This window comes from Streptomyces sp. NPDC002701 (assembly GCF_042889045.1).
Taxonomy (GTDB): domain Bacteria; phylum Actinomycetota; class Actinomycetes; order Streptomycetales; family Streptomycetaceae; genus Streptomyces.
In genome coordinates this window covers 92,145-112,154 of record NZ_JBIAQL010000012.1, presented here as the reverse complement: position 1 = coordinate 112,154, position 20,010 = coordinate 92,145, and the positions used below count along the sequence as shown (strand labels likewise).

Sequence of the window (20,010 nt, the reverse complement as noted above, 5' to 3'; positions counted from 1 at the left end):
AGTGACGTTAGGTCGGGCCGACAAGCCTTAACAAGATGTTGACGTGAGAGCAATAAGCGCAGAACTCCAGGTCACAGCGTTCATTGTGGTCATGGTGTGGTGCCGGCGGGTGCGACCTCGACGGGTACGCCGTTCAGCACCGCCGTGCCGGACAGCGGGTCGAGCAGGCTGCCGTCCAGGAGCTGGTTGACGTTGACACCGGGGTCCGCGGCGGCGTGCCGCAGCCGGGTGCCGGGCCGGTCGTGGCCCCAGCCGTGCGGCAGGCTCACCACTCCGCGGCGGACGGCGTCGGTGACCTCGGCGGGGGCGACGACCTCTCCCCCGGCGCCCTTGACGCGCACCGGTGCCCCGTCGGTGACTCCGAGGCGGTCGGCGTCCTCGGGGTGGATGTGCAGGGTGCAGCGGTTGGTGCCGCCCGTGAGGGCGGGGATGTTGTGCATCCAGCTGTTGTTGGACCGCAGATGGCGGCGGCCGACCAGGACGAGGCCGCCGGGGCGCGAGCGCAGGGCGTCCCTGAGGCGCGGGAGGTCTTCGGCGAGGGGCCGCGGGAGCAGTTCGACCCGTCCGCTGCGGGTCTTGAGGGGGCCCGGCAGCCGCGACTGGAGCGGTCCGAGGTCGATGCCGTGCGGGTGGTCGAGCAGCCTGCGCAGGTTCAGCCCCTCGTCGCGGGCCCCGAATCCGTCGCCGTACGGGCCGAGGCGCAGCATCATGTCGAGGCGCCGTTCCGGGCCGGTGTCACCGGTGAGGGCGGCGGCGAGTTCGCGGGGGTCGCGGCCGTGCACCGGGGAGTGCGCTTCCTCGACCGCCTTGCCGAGGGTCTGGTCGATGACCAGGGTGTCGACGGCGGAGGGGTCGGCACCGTGCATGCCGGTGGCGGCGAGGACGAGCCGGGCGAGGATCTCCGTCTCGGCCATCCTGCCGGGTTCCAGCGGGACGGCGGCCCGGGTGTAACGGACCTGATTGCGTACGGCGAGGGTGTTGAAGGCGAAGTCGTGGTGCGGGCTCTGCGAGGGCGGGGGCGGCGGCAGCACGACGTGGGCGTGGCGGGAGGTCTCGTTCAGGTACGGGTCGACGCTGACCATGAAGTCGAGCGAGCCGAGGGCCTTGTCGAGGCGGTCGCCGTCGGGGGCGGAGAGGACCGGGTTGGCGGCGATGACGACGAGCGCGCGGACGGGCTCGCCCTCGGCGGTCGCCGTGTCGATCTCCTCGGCCAGCGCGGCGAGCGGCAGTTCGCCCTTGGCCTCCGGGTGCCGGCTCACCCGGCTGTGCCAGCGGCCGAGTGCGAAGCCGCGCCCGGGTCCGGCGGGGCGGGGGGTGCGGTCGGTGGCGGCCCGCGGGAAGAGGGCGCCGCCCGGCCGGTCGAGATTGCCGGTGAGGATGTTGAGGACGTCGACCAGCCAGCTGGCCAGGGTGCCGTGCGGGACGGTGCAGCTGCCGATGCGGCCGTAGACGGCGGCGGTGGGCGCGGCGGCCAGTTCGCGGGCGAGCGTCCGGATCGTGTCGGCGTCGACGTCGCAGGCCCCGGCGGCGGCCTCCGGGGTGAAGTCCCTTACGGCTTCCCGGAGTTCGTCGAGTCCTTGGACCAGTTCGGCCAGTTCACCGAGGTCGGTCAGGTGCTCGTAGAAGAGGACGTACGCCATCGCCGCGAGGAGCAGGGCGTCGGTGCCGGGGCGGACGGCGACGTGCCGGTCGGCGAGCTTGGCGGTGCGGGTGCGGCGGGGGTCGATGACCGTGAGTGTGCCGCCGCGGGCCTTGAGGGCCTTGAGTTTGCCGGGGAAGTCGGGGGCGGTGCACAGACTCCCGTTGGACTCCAGGGGGTTGGCGCCGATCAGCAGCAGGTGGTCGGTGTGGTCGAGATCGGGTACGGGGATCGCGTTCGCGTCGCCGTAGAGGAGGCCGCTGGAGACGTGTTTGGGCATCTGGTCGAGGGTGGACGCGGTGAACACGCTGTGCGTGCCGAGTCCGGCGAGCAGGACGGGCGGGTAGAGGGCGCCTGCCATGGTGTGCACGTTCGGGTTGCCGAGGACGACTCCGACGGAGTGCGGCCCGTACCGGTCGACGACCGGCCGCAGTCCGGCGGCGACCGCGTCGAACGCCTCCTCCCAGGTGGCCTCGCGCAGTTCGCCGTCCTTGCGCACGAGAGGGGTGCGCAGGCGGTCCGGGTCGCCGTCGGCGGCCCCGAACGAGGCGCCCTTCGGGCAGATGAACCCCTGGCTGAACACGTCGTCGCGGTCACCGCGCGCGCTCGTCACCCGGGTCCCCTCGATGGTCAGGGTCAACCCGCAGGTGGCCTCGCACAGTGGGCAGATGCGCAGGGCTGTGCGGGAGTCGGTGGTGGTGGACACGGGTCCTCCCGAAGGGAATGGCGGCAACGGCGACGCACTGACGGGCCGAGCATACCGACCGGTATGGACGCTGGGGAGGGGTCCCCACCGATCGAGCCACAAACCCACCACTCGGACCGACTGCGCGCCGCGGTTGCGCGTCGCGCTTGGGCGGGCCGGCCGCGCGGCGCGGTCGCGCGTGGCGACGGCACGTCCGGGCTGCGGGTCGCAGCCCAGCGCCGCAGCGATGGGCACCGTCTGCGGGTCGCGATTCTGCGTCGCGGCCATGCGCCCGGGCTGCGGATTACGACCCCGCCCCGCAGCCGTGCGGCCTGGCTGCGCCTCGCAGCCGTGAGTCGCAGCCATGTGCCCCGGCTGCGGGTGGCGGCCCTGCGCCGCAGCTCTGAGTCGCAGCCGTGCATGGCGGCCCTGCGGCCCCGGTTGTGCGTCACGGCCCCGCGCCGCAGCCATGTGTCACGCCCCGGCGGGTCGCCCCTGCGCCCCGGTTGTACGTCGCAGCCGTGCGCCCGGACTGCGGGTCGCGACCCTGCGCCCCGGTGCGACTCGCGGCCGTGCGTGGCGGCCTTGCGCCGCGGCCGCGCGCCCCGGCTGCGGCGTCGCGGCTCTGCGCCGCAGCGATGGCACCGGCCACGTGCCCCGGCGGGTCGGCCGTGCGACGCGGTTGTGCGGTGCAGCCGTGCGCCCGCACTGCGGGACGCGGCCCTGCGCCCCGGTGCGGGTCACGGCCCTGCGCCGCAGCGATGACACCGGCCACGCGCCCCGCCTGCGCGGCGCGGCCATGCGTCGCGCCCCGGCGGGTCGGCCGTGCCGCGCGGTTGTGCGGTGCGGCCATGTGACGCCTTCGCGCGTCGCGGGGCTGGGGCGTGGGGGTCAGTCCAGTGAGCGTGACAGGTATGCGCGCAGTAGTTCCCGGGTCTCCGCTATGACTTGCTCGTCGCCCGACGGAGTGAGGCGGAAGGCGAGTTGGACCAGGGTGTCGGCGGTCTCGACGGCGATGAGGAACGCGCGGCGGAGGTCCTCGTCGGGAGCGCGGTCGATGTGGGCGGAGAGCAGGTCCGTCAGACCCTCGGCGACCCGGGTGTTGGGTTCGGCGTCGCGGGTGCCGACGGGTATCTGGTTGCCGAAGTCGACCAGGGTGAATCCGGGCGCGGTGCGCTTCATGGCGAGGAACTCGTCGAGCACCGCGTCCACGGCCTCCCGCCAGCCCGCCCCCTCGCCGGTCTCCCGCAGGCGCCGGGAGACCCGGTCGGTGAAGATGTCGAAGTTGCGCTGGGCCAGCGCGTCGGCCATGGCCCGTTTGTTGCCGAAGAACCGGTAGACGGATCCGATGGGCACCCCGGCGCGCTGGGCGACCGCGCGGGTGCTCAAGGCGTCGTAGCCGATCTCGTCCAGGAGATCGGCGCAGGCGTCGAGGATGCGGGTGAGTCGTTCGGCGCTACGGCGTTGGACGGGCGCGCGGCGCAGCGAGGTGGCGTGGGGCACAGGTTTCATGATGCCTCTCCGCCGAGGGCCGGTGAACGGGGTCCGGTGAACGTTGCCCTTGCGTACGACGACGTTGCCCGCACCTCTCGTCCACCGGGGCCCGTGCCGCGCGTCACCTGACGTCCACCACCGCGTACGGAAACGGCGGGCGGCAACACGCCGGCCGCCGGGGCCCGGAGCGGCACACCGGTCGCCGTGGTCCGCGCCGGGCGGGCGGGGCCGGGGTCGGACACCGTGATGTCGGCCGTGCTCTGGACGGGCTCGCCGTCGACGGCCCACACCGTGTCGTCGTCGGCGTGCAGCCGCACGGTCACCTGGTGCGTGCCGCGCGGGACAACGTTGCCCGCGAGGTGGTGGACCGGTCCGCGCAGAACGGACAGGGGGCGGTCGTCCAGCCGCAGCAGGGCGTACCCGCGGCCCGGCTCGGCCTTCTTCGCCGTACCGGCCGGCGAGAAGCGGAACGCGTGGACGGTCAGCCGGACGTCCCACCCGTCGTCGCCGTCGGGCTGTATCTCGATCTCGACCCCGGGCGCGCCGCGCTTGTCGATCTCACGGTAGTGCCGCCCCTCCTCGTCGGTGTCCTTGAGCACCTCGCCCGCCGGCGACGGCCGCACCCCTTCGTCCTCTTCGTCCTCGCGCGCGCCGCCGGACCCGCAGCCCGTGGCTCCGACGAGCAGAGCGCCGAGCAGCGCACAGACCGCGACAGCGGTGAGGAGTACGCGCGTCCACGACATGCCCGGGAGATTAGAGCACCGGTCCGACAGCCGGATCCCCCTCAGGTCGGGTTCCGGGCCACCGCGGCGCCCTTGGCGGGATCACGCGGTCTCCCACCGGGCCCGGCGGATTCCCCCTTGCGCACCGATGCGCCGAATCCTACGGTGATGCATAGGAATCGGGAACGAGGGAGCCATCATGAGCGGGGACGCGCACCACGGCGCCGGGGCACTGCGGAAGACCGCCGAGGCGCTGACGTATCTCTCCGGGTTCGGCAACGAGCACAGCTCGGAGGCGGTGCCCGGCGCCCTCCCGCTCGGCCGCAACTCACCCCAGCGGGTCCCGCTCGGGCTGTACGCGGAACAGCTGAGCGGGTCGGCGTTCACCGAGCCGAGGGCGCACAACCGCCGCTCCTGGCTGTACCGCATCCGTCCGTCGGCCGCGCATCCCGCGTTCACCCGCACCGGCAACGGCACCCTGCGCACGGCCCCCTTCACGGAGACGGTGCCGGACCCGAACCGGCTGCGCTGGAACCCGCTGCCGGAGCCCGCGCCCGGCACCGACTTCCTGGCCGGCCTGTGGACGCTGGGCGGCAACGGCGACGCCACGCAGCGCACCGGCATGGCCGTGCACCTGTATCACGCCAACTCCTCCATGCGCCGGGTGTTCAGCGACGCCGACGGCGAGCTGCTGATCGTCCCGGAGCGCGGCGGGCTGCTGCTGCGCACCGAGTTCGGGCTGCTGCACGTGGAGCCAGGACATGTGGCGCTGATCCCCCGTGGGGTGCGCTTCCGTGTGGAGCTGCTGGACACCACGCCCGGCGACGACCGGAACGTGTCCGCCCGGGGATACGTGTGCGAGAACTACGGCGCCCCCTTCCAGCTCCCCGACCTCGGCCCGATCGGTGCCAACGGCCTCGCCAACGCCCGGGACTTCCGGGCACCGGTCGCCGCGTACGAGGACGACGGTGACACCCCGGGACCGGTCGAGGTGGTCAACAAGTTCTGCGGGAACCTCTGGACGGCGATGTACGACCACTCGCCGCTGGACGTCGTGGCCTGGCACGGCAACCACCTGCCGTACGTCTACGACCTGCGCCTCTTCAATGTGATCGGCACCATCAGCTACGACCACCCCGACCCCTCGATCTTCACCGTGCTGACGTCGCCGTCCGACACACCCGGCCTGGCCGGGGTCGACTTCGTGGTGTTCGCGCCGCGCTGGCTGGTGGGCGAGGACACCTTCCGGCCGCCCTACTTCCACCGGAACGTGATGAGCGAGTACATGGGGCTCATCGAGGGCGCGTACGACGCCAAGACCGCCGGTGAAGGGGGTTTCGTGCCCGGCGGCGGTTCGCTGCACAACATGATGTCGGCGCACGGTCCCGACCGTGAGACGTTCGAGCGGGCGAGCGCCGCCGAGCTGCGGCCGCAGAAGGTCGACGACGGACTGGCCTTCATGTTCGAGACGCGCTGGCCGGTCACCGCCACCGCGCAGGCCGCCGGGGCCGGACACCTGCAGACCGCGTACGACGACGTGTGGCGGGGCCTGGAGCGCCACTTCCGGCCCGCCGACCGTCCGTGACGCCCGAGACGGGCCGGTCACCATGGGACGCCCCGTCCGGATGCCCCGTCCGGATGCCCCGTCGACGACCGCTGGACGGCCGCTGGACGACCGCCCGTTGCACCGAAGGCCCGCGACCGGTACGGATACCTTCGTGACCTCCTTCGCCCCGGACTCGATCGTCCTGAACCGCAAGCTGCCGCTCTGGTATCAGGTGTCGCAGTCCCTGCGCGCCTCGATACTGGGGCGGTCGCCGCAGGATCCGCTGCGTCTGCCCACCGAGGAACAACTGGCGGAGCACTACGGGGTGAGCGTGCTGACCATGCGGCAGGCGCTCAAGGAGCTGGAGGACGAGGGGCTCATCTCGCGCCACCGCAGGCGCGGCACGTTCATCGAGCCGAGCGCCACGCGGGGCACCCCGGTCCGGCTCCTCGGCTCGGTCGACGCCATCGTGGCCCAGCAGTCGGGCATGACGACGGAACTGCTGGACCACGGCAGCGAACCGGTGTCGGGCGAACTCGCCGAGCACTTCCCCGATCTCGCGGAGGTGGCGACGTACCACCGGCTGCGCAGCGACGAGAAGACCGGCGAACCGACCAACCACGCGCGCAACTACGTCCGGCCCGAACTGGCCGCCCTGATCGACCCCGAGGACCTGGTCCGCTGGCCCATGACCAAGGTCCTGCGGGACGTCGCGGGGGCACGGATCGGCCAGATCACCGACACCGTGGAGGCGCGGCTCGCCGACCCGGAGACGGCGCGGCTGCTCCAGGTCCCGCTGCTGAGCCCGATCCTGCACTACACGGGCGTCGTGCACGGTGAGGACGGCCGGGCGCTGGACGTGGCCCGCATCCACTACCGGGGGGACCGTTTCTCGTTCACGGTCACCCTCGACGCCCACTGACCGTGCGGGACCGGGTCGCGGCCGAGGGCCCACGTCGTACGATGCCGGACGTGACGCACGACGACGCTCCGCTGCTCGCGGACCTCATGCCGTGGTCCGTCGCACCTCCCCGGCTGGGCCGGGCGTGGCCGGCGGCGCCCGACGCGGCGTCCCTGAAGGCACGGTGGGACGCCCTCGTGAAGGCCGAAGGGCCCGACCGGGAGGCGTTGTTCGGCGTCACCCGCGCGCGGAATCTGCACTCGGCGGTGGGGCAGCTGCCCGGCCAGTCCTCCGGAACGGTCCGGCTGGCCCGTGCGTCGGGTCCCTGCGCGGAGCCGGTGCGGGTCCTGGCCGGGCCGTTCGACGAGCAGTGGCTCATCCCCGACCACCGGCTCATCGACGCGGCGCGGCCGGAGCTGTGGCGGGTGGCGGACGCACACCAGGTCTTCGCGGTCGAGCAGGCCCCCGCTCCGGACGGCCCGGCCCTGCTGGCCGCGTCCGTCCTCCCGGTGACCCCGCCCCATCCGAAGACGGCCCCCGCCGCCCGCCCCGGACGCGTCCGTCCCTTGTACCGGCGCCCCGGCGGCCTCGAACCGAACCTCGTACCGGGCCTCCTGGAGCTGCTGACCGGGCACCTCGGCCACACCCCCACCGCCCTGGACGTCCTCGCGTGGACGCTCGCCCTCGCGCGTCCGGGACCGAACGGGCCCACGGTCCCCCTCACGACCGACCCCGAACTGTGGGCGCGCGGCACGGACCTGGGCCACCGCATGCTGCGGCTGGCGCGCCGCGACGGCGAACGCCCCAGACTCCCCGGCGGCCGCCGCCCCTACGTACGGGCGCCGCTCCCCGCCTTTCCCGTCGCCCTGCGCTACGACCGCGACGAGGAGACCCTCCACCTGGACGAGGGCCGCATCTCCCCCGTCCCGCCCGCGGCCTGGGACTTCGAGGTGGGCGGAGTGCGTGTCCTGGAGCAGTGGTTCGGCGGCCGGATCACCCGCCCCGAGCCCGGCACGCTGGAGGCGATCCGTCCCACGGCGTGGCCCCAGCCGTGGACGTCGGAACTGCTGGAGGTGGTGACGGTACTGGCGCTCCTCGCCGAACTGCGCCCGCAGCAGGCCGCCCTGGAACTGCGCTCCCCCCTCACCACGAAGGCCCTGCACAAGGCAGGCGTACTCCCACCCCCCAACCGGACCCGCCGCCCCGCCACAGTCCTGACCCACCCCGAGGAAGGCCCAGAAGGCCAATTCACCCTACTCTGACCCACCACCCACCGACCCACGGAGAACGCCACGATCCCCTAGGGGCACGGGGAACGGCGCAGTCGTCAAGGGCCGCGGGGAACGGCGCGACCTTTCAGGGGGCGCGGGGAACTGCGCAGTTTTTCAGGGGCGCGGGGAACGGCGCAGTCCTTCAGGGGCGCGGGGAACTGCGCGACCAGCCACTGACAAACCCGCACCCACAAGCCATGATCACCTCATGCCCCCACCCCCATACCCCCCACCCCAGCCGCTGCCCCTGACCGGCATCACGGTCGTCGCCGTGGAACAGGCCGTCGCAGCCCCCTTCGCCACCCGGCAGCTCGCCGACCTCGGCGCGCGGGTCGTCAAGGTCGAGCGCCTCGACGGCGGCGACTTCGCCCGCGGCTACGACACCGCGGCAAGCGGCCTCGCCTCGCACTTCGTGTGGTGCAACCGCGGCAAGGAGTCCGTCGCCCTCGACCTGAAGGACCCGCGCGGACTCGACGTGGTGCACCGCCTCGTGGCCGGCGCCGACGTCTTCGTGCAGAACCTCGCCCAGGGCGCGGCCGCCCGGCTCGGCCTGGACGCCGCCACGCTGTGCGCGGCGCACCCGCGGCTGATCGCCGTGGACATCTCCGGCTACGGGCCCTCGGGACCGTACGCCGACAAGCGCGCGTACGACATGCTCGTGCAGTGCGAGGCGGGGCTGGTGTCGGTGACGGGCACGGCCGGGCAACCGGTCAAGGCGGGCATCCCGGCGGCCGACATCGCGGCGGCGATGTACGCCTTCTCCGGGGTGCTCGCGGCGCTGGTGCGGCGGGGTACGACAGGGCGCGGCGGCCCGGTGGAGGTGTCGATGCTCGATGCGCTGGCGGAGTGGATGGGGCATCCGCTGCACCATGCGATGCACGGAGGAACTCCCCCGGCGCGCACCGGGCTCGCGCACGCCGTCATCGCCCCCTACGACGGCTACCCGACCCGTGACGGCGGGCGGGTGCTGCTGTCGGTGCAGAACGACCGGGAGTGGCGCCGGCTCGCCGAGCAGGTGCTGGAGCGGCCGGATTTGGCCCATGATCCGACGTACGCGACGAACGCGGCACGTGTCGAACACCGTTACCGTACCGACGAGTTGGTGGCCGGGGTGTTGCTGGCGCTCACCGCACAAGAGGCGGTGGCGCGGCTGGAGGCGGCCGGGATCGCCTGCGCGCTGTTGCGGGACGTGACGGAGGTGGCGGAGCATCCGCAGCTCGCGGCACGGGACCGGTGGCGGGAAGTGGCGTCGCCGGCCGGGCCGCTGAGGGCCCTGCTGCCGCCGATCACGCTGCCGGGCGGGGAGGCGGCGAGGATGGGGCCCGTACCCGCGCTCGGGGGACACACCGAGGCGGTGCTGCGTGCCGTGGGGATGACGGACGATGAGATCGCAGCACTGCGCCGGGACGGTGTGTCCGCCTGAGCGCGGGTCGGGGTCCCGCTGATCCTGCTGTTCCCGCTCGGATTCGGCCGCCTGTCAGCGACCGGGGCCGCCGGTCAGCGGCCGCCGAAGAGGGAACGGCGCAGCCGGCGCAGCGGTGCGAAGAGCGAGACCCGCCTCACTCGCGCGCCCCTGCCGGTGCGGTCGTGCGCGGTGTCACGCGAGGTCAGCTCACGCATCAGCAACGTCGCCTCGGCCGCCTCGCGCTGCGGGACGGCAGGGCCGCCCATCACCGAAAGATGGCGGTCGAGGCGCGAACTGGTCGCGCTGCTCCCACACGTGATCGCAGGGACTCGCGCCCTGCCACGCACTGTTATCTGTTCCATGTCACTCCCCACCCATACGAGGGCACCCGGCCCGGGCAGGTTAACCCTATCGCTCCCTCGACACACTCGTGTATCCCGGGCACGGGATTCCACTCCCCAGTACGGGTGTTGATGATTACTCTCCGAATCCGAGTGATTCCAGGGCGAGTTGGACAACCGGTGCGGTGGTGGGCTGCGGAGAGCCGCCCTGCGGCTCGACGGTGACAGCGAGTGAGGTCGCGTCCGGGTTCAGTCCGGTGGCGACCAAGGGCGTGTCGCCGTCGAGTAGCCCCAGGGACCGCGGCTTCCCCTCCGGTCGCATGAGCCACAGCTGGTGGACCCTTTCGTCCGCAGGCGTCGTGAGACCGGCCGCGGTCACCACGGCGGTGCGCTGCGAGGCGGACGCGACGACCCCGATCCCCTGGCCGTCCGGGTCGCGTCCGGCGCCCGCACGGGCGTCGGGTGCCGCGAGAACGTGGGCGATCTCACGCGCCTGCGCCCGCTCCTCGGCCAGCCGGTCCTGCGTACGCGACGCCTGCATGCCGAAGAGCGCGGCGACGACGAGGGCGGCGGCCGCCGTCGTGGAGGCGAGCGGGACGAGGAAGGGGGAGAAGGCCGAGCGGCGGGCGCGCGACGGCGCGCGCTCCCCGCGTGAGCGGGTGTGCGGCGGTGCGCCCGCCGGTTCCTGAGGGGTCGTCCGTACGGCCATGAGGACCCGGTCGCGCAGCGCGGCGGGGGCCGGGGCGGCCGTGGACCAGGCGAGGCGCACCGCGTCCTCACGCAGGGCGCGCACCTCGGCGGCGCAGTGCTCGCAGCGCTTCAGGTGCTTCTCGAATCGTTTGTGCTCATGGGGTTCCAAGGCGTCGAGGGCGTACGGGGCGGCCAGTGAGTGCAGTTCGCCGCGCCGGAAGATGCTGGTCATGCGACACCTCCCAGGCAGTTGCGCAGCCGCGTGAGTCCGTCACGCATGCGCGTCTTGACGGTGCCGAGCGGCAGGGAGAGCCGTTCGGCGACTTCGCGGTAGGTGTAGCCGTCGTAGTAGGCGAGGGTGACGGACTGACGTTGCAGGGCGGTGAGCCGGTCGAGGCAGCGGCGTACCCATTCCCGTTCGAGGCCGGCCTCGACCTCCTCGGCGACGTGGTCGAAGGCGGGGCCGTTCGCCCGCCGGGCCATGCGCAGTTCGCGCTCCCCGGCGGCGCGGGCGCTGCGGACCCGGTCGACCGCCCTGCGGTGCGCGAGGGTCAGCACCCAGGCGAGCGCGCTGCCCCGGCCGGGGTCGTAGCGCGCCGCGGAGCGCCAGAGTTCGAGGAGTACCTCCTGCGCCACCTCCTCCGACTGGGCCGGGTCCCGCACCACCCGGCGCACCAGCCCGAAGACCGGCCCGGACACCAGGGCGTACAGATCCTCGAAGGCTTTCTGGTCGCCTCCGGCGACGAGCACCAGGAGTTCGTCCGCCTCCACCCGTCTCCCCCTTCTCCAACTGTGAACGGTCCGTCCCGTCCCCACGTATTCGGCGCAGGAACGCCGTCGGATGGGGTTACGGATCAACCGCTCGAAAACGCGGGTGAATCCCGAACCAATCCTTTCTCCCGCCGGCTCCGAATGGCGTGCATCAGGCAACACCGACCGCCGCGGTACGAGCGCGGGAGCGGACCACTCCACAGGTCGCTCCGGCCCGGATCACCGCCGGACACGGCTTTGGGACAGAGGACGGACGGCATGACACCTTTCACCAGTGGGTTCGTGGGACGCAGGAGCCTCGCGACCCTTGTCTGCGGTGCGCTGGCCACCGGCGGGCTCGCGGCCGCCGGTGTGACCGCGCTCCAACCGGGGAGCGCGAGCGCCTCCAGCCACCGGGAGGCTCCGCTGATCTCCGGGCAGCCGCAGTACGACAACACGGACGTGTACGCGTTCGCGAGCCCCGACAAACCGGATACGACGACCATCGTCGCGAACTGGATCCCGTTCGAGGAACCGGCCGGCGGGCCGAACTTCTTCCCGTTCGCCGAGGACGCCCAGTACGACCTGCACATCGACAACAACGGTGACGCGCAGGGCGAACTGGTCTTCCGCTACACGTTCAGGACGCACACGAAGAACGACAAGACCTTCCTCTACAACACGGGTCCGGTCGAGAGCCTCGACGACCCGGACCTCAACATCACGCAGACCTACGACATAGATCTGCTGCAACTGAAGGACCAGCACCTGGTCAAGCGGACGAAGGTCGCGGACGACGTGCCGGTGGCGCCGTCGAACGTCGGCAAGGCGTCCATGCCGGACTACGCCAAGCTCCGTGACCAGGCGGTGCACGAACTGCCGGGCGGGGCGACGACGTTCGCCGGCCAGGCCGACGACCCGTTCTTCCTGGACCTGCGGGTCTTCGACCTGCTGTACGGCGGGAACCTGTCCGAGGTCGGCAACGACACGCTGAAGGGCTACAACGTCAACAGCGTCGCCCTCCAGGTGCCGAACGACATGATCCAGGAGTCGGCGGAGCAGCCGGTCGTGGGCATCTGGTCGACGACGCAGCGCAAGAACGCGGGCGGTCACTTCCGGCAGGTCTCCCGCCTCGGGATGCCGCTGGTGAACGAGGTGGTCAACCCGATCAAGGACAAGGACAAGTTCAACGCGTCCGCGCCCTGGAACGACGGTGACTTCCTGAAGAACGTCACCAACCCCGAGCTGCCGAAGCTCATCGAGGCGATCTACAAGATCGAGGCGCCCGCCGAGCCCCGCAACGACCTGGTCGACGTGTTCCTGAAGGGCGTGGAGGGCCTCAACCAGCCGCCGAACGTGCGTCCTTCGGAGATGCTGCGCCTCAACACCTCGATCAAGCCGGCCGCCGAGGAGAAGCGCCTCGGTGTGCTGGACGGCGACAACGCGGGCTTCCCGAACGGCCGCCGCCTGGGCGACGACGTGCTGGACATCGCGCTGCAGGTCGTCGAGGGCGAACTGGTCGGCGCCAAGAACGACCTGGGTGACGCGGTCGACGAGAACGACCAGAAGTTCGGGGGGACGTTCCCGTACGTCGCCCTGCCGACCTCCGGTTCGCGCGGACCGCTGGCCAAGGGCACGACCGGCACCAACGACGTCCGCAACCAGCTCGGTGACGCGCTGCAGCCCGCCGGCGGGACGACCGGCACGGCCGGTATGGACGACACCACGCTGATCGCCGTCTCGGCGGCGTCCGGCGCCGCCGGGTTCCTGCTCGTCGGCACGGGTCTGCTGTGGTGGCGCGGCCGCCGCCGGGCCTACTGAGCCGCACTCGGACCGGCGCGGTCCGTGCGTGTCCGTCCCCCACGGCGCACGGGCCGCGCCACCCGTCACGCGAACCACCGTTTCCACCAGGGCGACCCACCAGGGCGTCCCGCCAGGGCGATCGAGGAGAGCGATGTCCCCGCGCAGCAACGACGACGCGCAGGAGAGGAACCCCGCCGAAGAGGCCCCCACCGCACCCGGGACGCCGGGCACCGCGCCCACGGAGCCGCCCGGACCGGCACTGCCCGCGGAGCCGTCCGCGGGGGGCGCGGGGGCGGGGGTCAACGGGGTCCGGGGCGCCGGTGCGGAGGGGCGGCGGGAGACCGGGCGTCACCGGGTGCTGCAGCTCGCGGCGTGCGTCCTGGCTCTCGCCGTCGCGATGACCGCGGGGGCCGTGGTGCTGGGCGGCAGGGGCGACCGCGGTACGGACACGGTGTCGGCCGCGCCGGAGCTCGCTCCCGAACTCCTGGCGAGCGGCACCCTGGCGTCGGGCATCTCCGCGCTTCAGTCCCATCTGAAGGCGCAGCCCGAGGACTTCGGCGGCTGGGCCACGCTGGGCGTCGCCTACGTCGAGCAGGCCCGCACCAACGGCGACCCGTCCCGCTATCCGCAGGCGCAGCGCGCGCTGGAGCGGTCGCTGCGCCTGCGCCCGGACAACGATCCGGCGCTCGCGGGCCGGGCGGCGCTGGCCGCGGCCCGGCACGAGTTCCCGCAGGCACTGCGCTACGCGGACCGGGCGCTGGACGAGAACGCGTTCAACGAGCGCGCGCTGTCGGTCCGTATCGACGCCCTGGTGGAACTGGGCCGCTACAAGGAGGCGTCGAAGGCCGCCGACCAGGCCGACTCCCGCCGCCCCGGCGTCCCGGTCTTCACGCGGTACGCCTATGTGCGCGAGCTGCGCGGCGACGTCCGTACGGCCCGCCGTGTCCTGGAACAGGCCCTGGCCGGTGCGACCGCGCCCGGCGACATCGCGTACGTGGCCTCGTCCCTGGGCCAGCTCTCCTGGCGCGAGGGCGCGTACGGGACGGCGCTGACCTACTACGAGCGGGCGCTGCGGGCCGACGGGACCTACCTGCCGGCGCTGGAGGGGCGGGCCCGGGCGCAGGCCGCGAACGGGGACACGGCCGCCGCGATCGCCGGGATGGAGGAGGTCGTGGCGCGCTTCCCGCTGCCCGGCCCGCTGGTCGTCCTGGGCGAGCTGTACGAGGCACGCGACGGCACCGGCGACCGGGTGACCGCCCGCGACCAGTACGCCCTGGTCAACGCCTGGACGGCGCTGGCCCGCGCGAACGGGGTGAACGCCGACCTGGACACCGCGCTGGCCGCCGCGGATCACGGCGACCGCAAGGCCGCCCTGCGCGCGGCGCGCGCCGAGTGGGAGCGCCGCAGGACCGTCCACACCGCCGACGCGCTCGCCTGGGCCCTGCACGTCAACGGCCGCGACGACGAGGCCCTGCCCTACGCCCGCCGCGCCACGGCCACCGGCTACCGCGACGCGACGTTCCGCTACCACCGCGGCATGATCGAACACGCCACCGGCCACGAGAAGGAGGCCCGCGACAGTCTGTCGTCGGCGCTGCGGCTCAACCCGGGCTTCTCACCGGTGGGCGCGAAGCTGGCCGAGCGGACCCTGCGGGCGCTGGGCGGTGCCCGGTGAGCGTCCTCGTCCCGCGTGCCCGCCGCTCCCGGCCCGTCCCGCGGAGGACGTCCGTGCGCCGTCGTGCGTCCGGGTCCTGCCTGGCCGTGCTCCTGGCCGTCTGTGCGCTCGTGCTGATCCCCTCCACGACGGCCTCGGCGCATCCGCTGGGCAACTTCACCGTCAACCGGTACGACGGGCTCGTCGTCGCCCCGGGAGAGCTGCGGGTCCTCCACGTGGAGGACCTGGCGGAGATCCCGGCGACCCAGGCCGGGCCCGCCATCGAGAAGGCGGGCCGGGAGAACTGGGCCCGCGAGCGGTGCACGACGGCGGCCGGGAGGAGCAGGGTGGCCGTGGGCGGGAAGCCCGTCGCCCTGACGGCCGGCGAGAGCCGTGCCAGGGTGCGGCCGGGGCAGGCCGGCCTCAAGACCCTGCGGGTGGAGTGCCGTTGGACGGCTCCGCTGCCCGAGGGCGACCTGTCGCTGCGCTTCCGGGCCTCCGTGGACGACGGACCCGGCTGGCGCGAGGTCACGGCACGCGGCGACCGGACGACGCTGGCCGCGTCGGACGTACCCGAGAAGTCCATATCGGGTGAACTGAGCGAGTATCCCGCCGAGTTGCTGTCGTCCCCGGCCGACACGTCGACCGCCTCGCTGCGCGTCCGCCCCGGTGGACCCGCGCTCGTCGAGGAGAGTTCCGACGCGCCCGCCTCCTCCGTACTGCCGCGCGGCGCGGACCGCTTCACCCGCGCTCTGGACGACCTGGTGTCCCGCCACGACCTGACCCTGGGCTTCGCCGCGCTCGCCCTCGGCATCGCCGTGCTGCTCGGCGCGCTGCACGCCCTCGCTCCGGGGCACGGAAAGACGATCATGGCCGCCACGGCCGCCGCCCGGGGCGACGCCACGATGCGCGACGTGCTGCCGCTCGCCGTCTCCGTGACCGTCACCCACACGCTCGGTGTGGTCGCCCTCGGCATCCTCGTCACGGCCGGTTCGGCGGCGGCCCCCTCGGTCATCGCCTGGCTGGGCGTGACGAGCGGCATCATCGTCACGGTGGCCGGCGCGACCCTCGTACGCCGGGCCTGGCGACAGCGCGGCCACGGACACGGCCACTCCCACAGCCACTCCCCGGGGAACGGCCACCCGCACAGCCACGGCCCCACGCCCGACCACGACCACGACCACGGACACGACCACGACCACGACCACGACCACGGACACGACCACGACCAGGCGCACCCTCGGCCCGAGTCCCACCCCCACTCTCACGCGCATCCCCATCCCCATCCCCACCCGCACCCGCACGGCCCGGCGTTCAAGCTCAAGGACACCCTTCTTCTCGGCTTCGCCGGAGGACTCGTGCCCAGCCCCTCCGCCGTCGTCGTGCTCGTCGGCGCCGCGGCGCTCGGCAAGGCGTGGTTCGGGCTGCTGCTCGTGCTGGCGTACGGCGCCGGGCTCGCCCTCACGCTCACGGCGGCCGGGTTCGCCGTGGTCAGGGTCGGCAGCAGGGTCGCGAAGGCGATCGAGAACGGCGCCAGGTGGTCGGGGGGCCGTACCGCGGCGCGGCTGCGCCGGGCCACGCCCATCGGATCCGCGTTCGTCGTGGTGGCCCTCGGCGCCGGGCTGGTGTTCAAGGGGGCCGCAACCGCGCTCGGTTGAGCTACTTTTGTTCAGAATCGTGCGGATGCGAAGGGGGGACGCCCGTGTCCGGGGAACCAGGCAGTGAACGCGTGATCTCGGGCCGCTACCGGCTGCTGTCCCCTCTGGGCGAGGGCGGCATGGGAACGGTGTGGCGGGCCCGTGACGAGGTGCTGCACCGGGAGGTCGCCGTCAAGGAGGTGCGGGCCCCGCACGGGCTGCCGGGCCCCGACGTCGAGCGGATGTACGCCCGTCTGGAGCGGGAGGCGTGGGCGGCGGCCCGCGTCTCGCACCGCAATGTGGTGACGGTCTACGACGTGGCGCTGGAGGACGGCCGCCCGTGGATCGTCATGGAGCTGGTCCGCGGGATCGCGCTCTCCGATCTGCTGGACGCCGAGGGCCCGTTGTCCCCGCAGCGCACCGCCCACATCGGCGCGGAGGTGCTCGCCGCGCTGCGGGCCGCCCACGAGGCGGGCGTCCTGCACCGGGACGTCAAGCCGGGCAACGTCCTGATGTCGAACGACGGCCGTGTGGTGCTCACCGACTTCGGGATCGCCACGGTCGAGGGCAGTTCGGCGCTCACCATGACCGGTGAGGTGATCGGCTCACCCGAGTTCCTCGCCCCGGAGCGGGCGCTCGGCCGTACGCCGGGGCCCGAGTCCGACCTGTGGTCGCTGGGTGTACTCCTCTACGCGGCCGTCGAGGGCCATTCGCCGTTCCGGCAGAACACCCCGCTCAGCACCCTGCGGGCGGTCGTCGACGAGGAGTTGCCGGCCCCGCGCCGGGCGGGCCCGCTCGCTCCGGTCATCGAGGGCCTGCTGCGCAAGGATCCGGCGGAGCGCACGTCCGCCGAGGACGCCGAGCAGGATCTGCGGAGCGTCTCGGCCGGCGGTACGCCCCGTGCGGGCACCGCGGCCTACCCGCCGACGGTGGCGGCGTTCCCCCGGCCGGCCACGACCGTGCCGAGTGCCGTACCCGCGTACACGCCCTCCGCCTCCACCCCGCGGCAGACGACGGGACAGGGCCCGACCGCCGCGACGACGGCCCCTGGTCCCGCTCATCCGCGGCGCGCGATGCTCGCGGTGATCGCGGGCCTCGCCGCTCTCGCCCTCGCGATCGCGGGTCTGACCTACGCGCTGATCGATCGCGACGGCGGGGGCGAGGGCGGCACAAGCTCCGGCAGCGGGACGACCACCGGCGGTTCGACGGGTGGCGGGAGTGCGGGCGAGGAGACCGACGGAGGGGACGGCGGGGGCGGCACCGGCGGGGGCTCGACGACGGAGAACTCCGGCACGGGCGGAGCGGACGACGGCGGCGCGACCACCGGTGGCGCCCGGACGACGCCCGCGCCCGTCCAGTCCGTGAAGGTGACGGTCTCGGGCTCGCACACCGACTACACCGGCGTCTGTCCGCCGCCCGACGCGGAGGCTCCCACCTTCACGGCGACGTTCACCGTGGGTGTCGTGCCTGCGGACGTGGAATACCGCTGGGTGACGGAGACCGGTGAGGTGTCCGACCCGGGCTGGAGGACCCTCTCGTTCCCCGAGGGCGGGGGCAGGACCGGACGGAACACGGTCGTCGTGACGACGTACGAGGAGTCCGGGACGTACCGGAACACGATCGGTGTGGAGGTCCGGGGCCCGAAGGAGGCCACGTCCAACTCGGTGCCCTTCTCGGTCACCTGCGAGCCGGAGGCCCCGACGGGCGGGACCTCCGGCTCCGGTTCTCCTCGGGTGCCGGCCCCGGCCGGTGCGGCCGGGCCACGGTCGTGAGGAGGCCGCGGCGGTGAGGAGGCCGCGGCGGCGGTCAGGAGGGGGCGCTGTCGATCAGGCCGCGGCGGTGAAGACGGGCAGGTAGCCGCCCGATTGGCCGGCGGCGGTCGGGTGGTAGGACTCGCCGATGTTCAGCCAGTTGACGCTGTGCAGCCAGGCGCTGCCCGAGCAGATCTCGTGGTTCGTGAACGTGGGGCGTACGTCGCCGAAGGCGAAGCCGTGGTCGGCGGCCCGCTTGGCGATGGCGCTGTTCAGGTGGTCCGCGGCGCCGTTGATGGCGGCCCGTTCCGTCTCCGAGAGGCCGGTCACGCACGTGCCGCTCAGCTTGTAGAACCTGGGGTAGCCCAGGACGACGACCTGGGCCGCCGGAGCCCTGGCGGTGATCGCCGAGTAGACCGAGTCGAGTTGGCCGGGCAGCGTCGAGTCGACGTATGCCCTCGCCGTGTTGACGCGCGCCACGCAGGCGCTCTCGGACTGCAGGACGCAGGTCGTCATGACGTCGGCGAAGCCGGCGTCGTTGCCGCCGACGGAGATCGAGACGAGGCCGGTGCCGGAACCGAGCGGGCCCAGCTGGTTCGCCAGAACATCACCCGTACGGGCGCCCGAGCAGGCCGTGAAGTCGAACGACGAGGGTGAGTTCGCGGCCGACCAGAGGTAGGGGTACGCCTTCGTGCTGCGCTTGCAGTCGCCGCTGGAGCTGATGTAGCTGCCCGCTCCGACGCCGGAGGAGTAGGAGTCGCCGAGGGCCACATAGCCCGTGGCGGCGGCCTGCGGAGCCGCCTGGGCCCCCGCGGCACCGGTGAGGGCGAGGGCGGTGGCGGCGAAGAACGCGGCCACGTATGCCGTAAATCGGGAACGTCTCATGGAACCTCCCTTTAGCAGGATCTCTGCCGAAACTTTGGTACCAGCCACGCGTGTTGACAGGAAGTGCACATGCCAAGACTTCTCCGGACCGAGCGGGATCTCTTCCTGCCGTTCACCACACGTTCGATTGCGTGCTCATGACAGGGTTGTGACATACCCTCAACCGCCCCGCGCTACGCCCGTAGACCGACCTGTCTGATGTTCCGTCCGATGACGGAACCCGACGTGGGGGCGCGGGAGCGGGGCGACAGGCCACAGCGGCCCCGCGCCTATACACCCGGCCTCCACTCCCCCGCAGGGAAATGGCCGAGACGCCGTAGACGTCTTGACTGCCCCCGGACAGCTGCGCGACATTGAAGCCCGGCATCCGGCGCTTCAGGGGGCAAAGTCGCCAATGCAGACGATAGGTGTCAACTCATCTTCAGCAGGCCCATCCACACCGGACGGTGCGGACGGGTCGCGGCAGGATCCGGGGAGGGACCTGCTGCCACTGCTCGCCGGAGCCGCCACCACGATCGCGGGCGTCGGCGCCGTCCTGGCGCTGGTCGACGTGGACTCCCCGCTGCGCGCTCCGTTCACGCTCTTCTTCCTGCTGGCCGCGCCCGCCGCCGCCGTCGCGGCCGCACTGCGCGGCCTGGAACCGTTCGGCCGCCTCGTGGCGTCCGTGTCGGCAGCGGTGGCCGTCAATCTCCTGGTCGCCCAGGGCATGCTCGCCGTGCACCGGTGGTCGGTCCCGGGCGGGATCGCGGCCGTGGCCGCGCTCAGTTCCCTCATTCTCCTGCTGGTCCTGGTACGGCGGCTGCGCGGCCGTACGGTGAGAAGACGGGCTTCCTGAC

The 20,010-nt window shown here is 73.0% G+C and carries 16 protein-coding genes; 9 read left to right on the top strand and 7 right to left on the bottom strand.

Features of this window, described 5'->3' with window-relative positions:
- Positions 1–89: 89 nt before the first annotated feature.
- From ACFYXC_RS27760 to ACFYXC_RS27750, 3 genes are all read right to left on the bottom strand, one after another.
- Positions 90–2,345 (bottom strand): molybdopterin oxidoreductase family protein, encoded by a 2,256-nt coding sequence (locus tag ACFYXC_RS27760; protein ID WP_389554543.1) that lies wholly within the window; start codon positions 2,343–2,345, stop codon positions 90–92.
- Positions 2,346–3,215: 870 nt separating this feature from the next.
- Complete coding sequence (locus ACFYXC_RS27755) at positions 3,216–3,836, bottom strand: TetR family transcriptional regulator (protein WP_389554542.1); 621 nt, start codon at positions 3,834–3,836, stop codon at positions 3,216–3,218.
- The gene (locus ACFYXC_RS27750; protein ID WP_389554541.1) at positions 3,833–4,561 is read right to left on the bottom strand and encodes a nuclear transport factor 2 family protein; all 729 of its coding nucleotides are present in this window, start codon (positions 4,559–4,561) and stop codon (positions 3,833–3,835) included. Before ACFYXC_RS27750 ends, ACFYXC_RS27755 begins: the two co-directional genes overlap by 4 nt.
- Before the next feature lie 178 nt (positions 4,562–4,739).
- Between ACFYXC_RS27750 and hmgA the strand changes: the two genes are divergently transcribed.
- The 4 genes from hmgA to ACFYXC_RS27730 all read left to right on the top strand — a co-directional run bounded on the left by hmgA (position 4,740) and on the right by ACFYXC_RS27730 (position 9,681).
- Positions 4,740–6,125, top strand: coding sequence for a homogentisate 1,2-dioxygenase (gene hmgA / locus ACFYXC_RS27745; RefSeq protein ID WP_389554539.1), 1,386 nt, complete (start codon positions 4,740–4,742; stop codon positions 6,123–6,125).
- Between the two features lie 133 nt (positions 6,126–6,258).
- Positions 6,259–7,008: a GntR family transcriptional regulator gene (locus tag ACFYXC_RS27740; protein WP_388913942.1), complete on the top strand. Its 750-nt coding sequence runs from the start codon at positions 6,259–6,261 to the stop codon at positions 7,006–7,008.
- 41 nt (positions 7,009–7,049) lie between these two features.
- Positions 7,050–8,249, top strand: coding sequence for a type ISP restriction/modification enzyme (locus tag ACFYXC_RS27735; RefSeq protein ID WP_389554536.1), 1,200 nt, complete (start codon positions 7,050–7,052; stop codon positions 8,247–8,249).
- 217 nt (positions 8,250–8,466) lie between these two features.
- On the top strand, positions 8,467–9,681 hold the full coding sequence (locus tag ACFYXC_RS27730) for a CaiB/BaiF CoA transferase family protein (protein WP_389554535.1): 1,215 nt from the start codon (positions 8,467–8,469) through the stop codon (positions 9,679–9,681).
- 74 nt (positions 9,682–9,755) lie between these two features.
- On the opposite strand, the gene ACFYXC_RS27725 is transcribed toward ACFYXC_RS27730, so the two are convergent.
- The 3 genes from ACFYXC_RS27725 to ACFYXC_RS27715 form a co-directional block, all read right to left on the bottom strand.
- Entirely contained in the window at positions 9,756–10,025 is a 270-nt protein-coding gene (locus tag ACFYXC_RS27725) for a hypothetical protein (protein WP_388913951.1), read from the bottom strand.
- Positions 10,026–10,140: 115 nt separating this feature from the next.
- Positions 10,141–10,926 (bottom strand): anti-sigma factor domain-containing protein, encoded by a 786-nt coding sequence (locus ACFYXC_RS27720; RefSeq protein ID WP_389554533.1) that lies wholly within the window; start codon positions 10,924–10,926, stop codon positions 10,141–10,143.
- On the bottom strand, positions 10,923–11,465 hold the full coding sequence (locus ACFYXC_RS27715; RefSeq protein ID WP_388913957.1) for a sigma-70 family RNA polymerase sigma factor: 543 nt from the start codon (positions 11,463–11,465) through the stop codon (positions 10,923–10,925). The genes ACFYXC_RS27720 and ACFYXC_RS27715 overlap by 4 nt, the downstream gene beginning before the upstream one ends.
- A gap of 258 nt (positions 11,466–11,723) precedes the next feature.
- Here ACFYXC_RS27715 and ACFYXC_RS27710 point away from each other — a divergent pair, with 258 nt between their 5' ends.
- From ACFYXC_RS27710 to ACFYXC_RS27695, 4 genes are all read left to right on the top strand, one after another.
- Positions 11,724–13,265, top strand: a complete 1,542-nt coding sequence (locus tag ACFYXC_RS27710) for a DUF4331 domain-containing protein (RefSeq protein ID WP_389554531.1) — start codon at positions 11,724–11,726, stop codon at positions 13,263–13,265.
- 133 nt (positions 13,266–13,398) lie between these two features.
- On the top strand, positions 13,399–14,922 hold the full coding sequence (locus tag ACFYXC_RS27705; protein ID WP_389554530.1) for a tetratricopeptide repeat protein: 1,524 nt from the start codon (positions 13,399–13,401) through the stop codon (positions 14,920–14,922).
- A gap of 53 nt (positions 14,923–14,975) precedes the next feature.
- Positions 14,976–16,559 (top strand): nickel transporter, encoded by a 1,584-nt coding sequence (locus ACFYXC_RS27700; RefSeq protein WP_389554528.1) that lies wholly within the window; start codon positions 14,976–14,978, stop codon positions 16,557–16,559.
- A 44-nt stretch (positions 16,560–16,603) separates the two neighbouring features.
- The gene (locus ACFYXC_RS27695) at positions 16,604–18,310 is read left to right on the top strand and encodes a protein kinase (RefSeq protein ID WP_389554526.1); all 1,707 of its coding nucleotides are present in this window, start codon (positions 16,604–16,606) and stop codon (positions 18,308–18,310) included.
- Positions 18,311–18,364: 54 nt separating this feature from the next.
- Here the strand turns inward: ACFYXC_RS27695 and ACFYXC_RS27690 are convergent, their stop codons facing one another.
- The gene (locus tag ACFYXC_RS27690; protein WP_389554525.1) at positions 18,365–19,174 is read right to left on the bottom strand and encodes an SGNH/GDSL hydrolase family protein; all 810 of its coding nucleotides are present in this window, start codon (positions 19,172–19,174) and stop codon (positions 18,365–18,367) included.
- A gap of 394 nt (positions 19,175–19,568) precedes the next feature.
- Here ACFYXC_RS27690 and ACFYXC_RS27685 point away from each other — a divergent pair, with 394 nt between their 5' ends.
- On the top strand, positions 19,569–20,009 hold the full coding sequence (locus tag ACFYXC_RS27685) for a hypothetical protein (RefSeq protein ID WP_389554523.1): 441 nt from the start codon (positions 19,569–19,571) through the stop codon (positions 20,007–20,009).
- Position 20,010 lies beyond the last annotated feature (1 nt).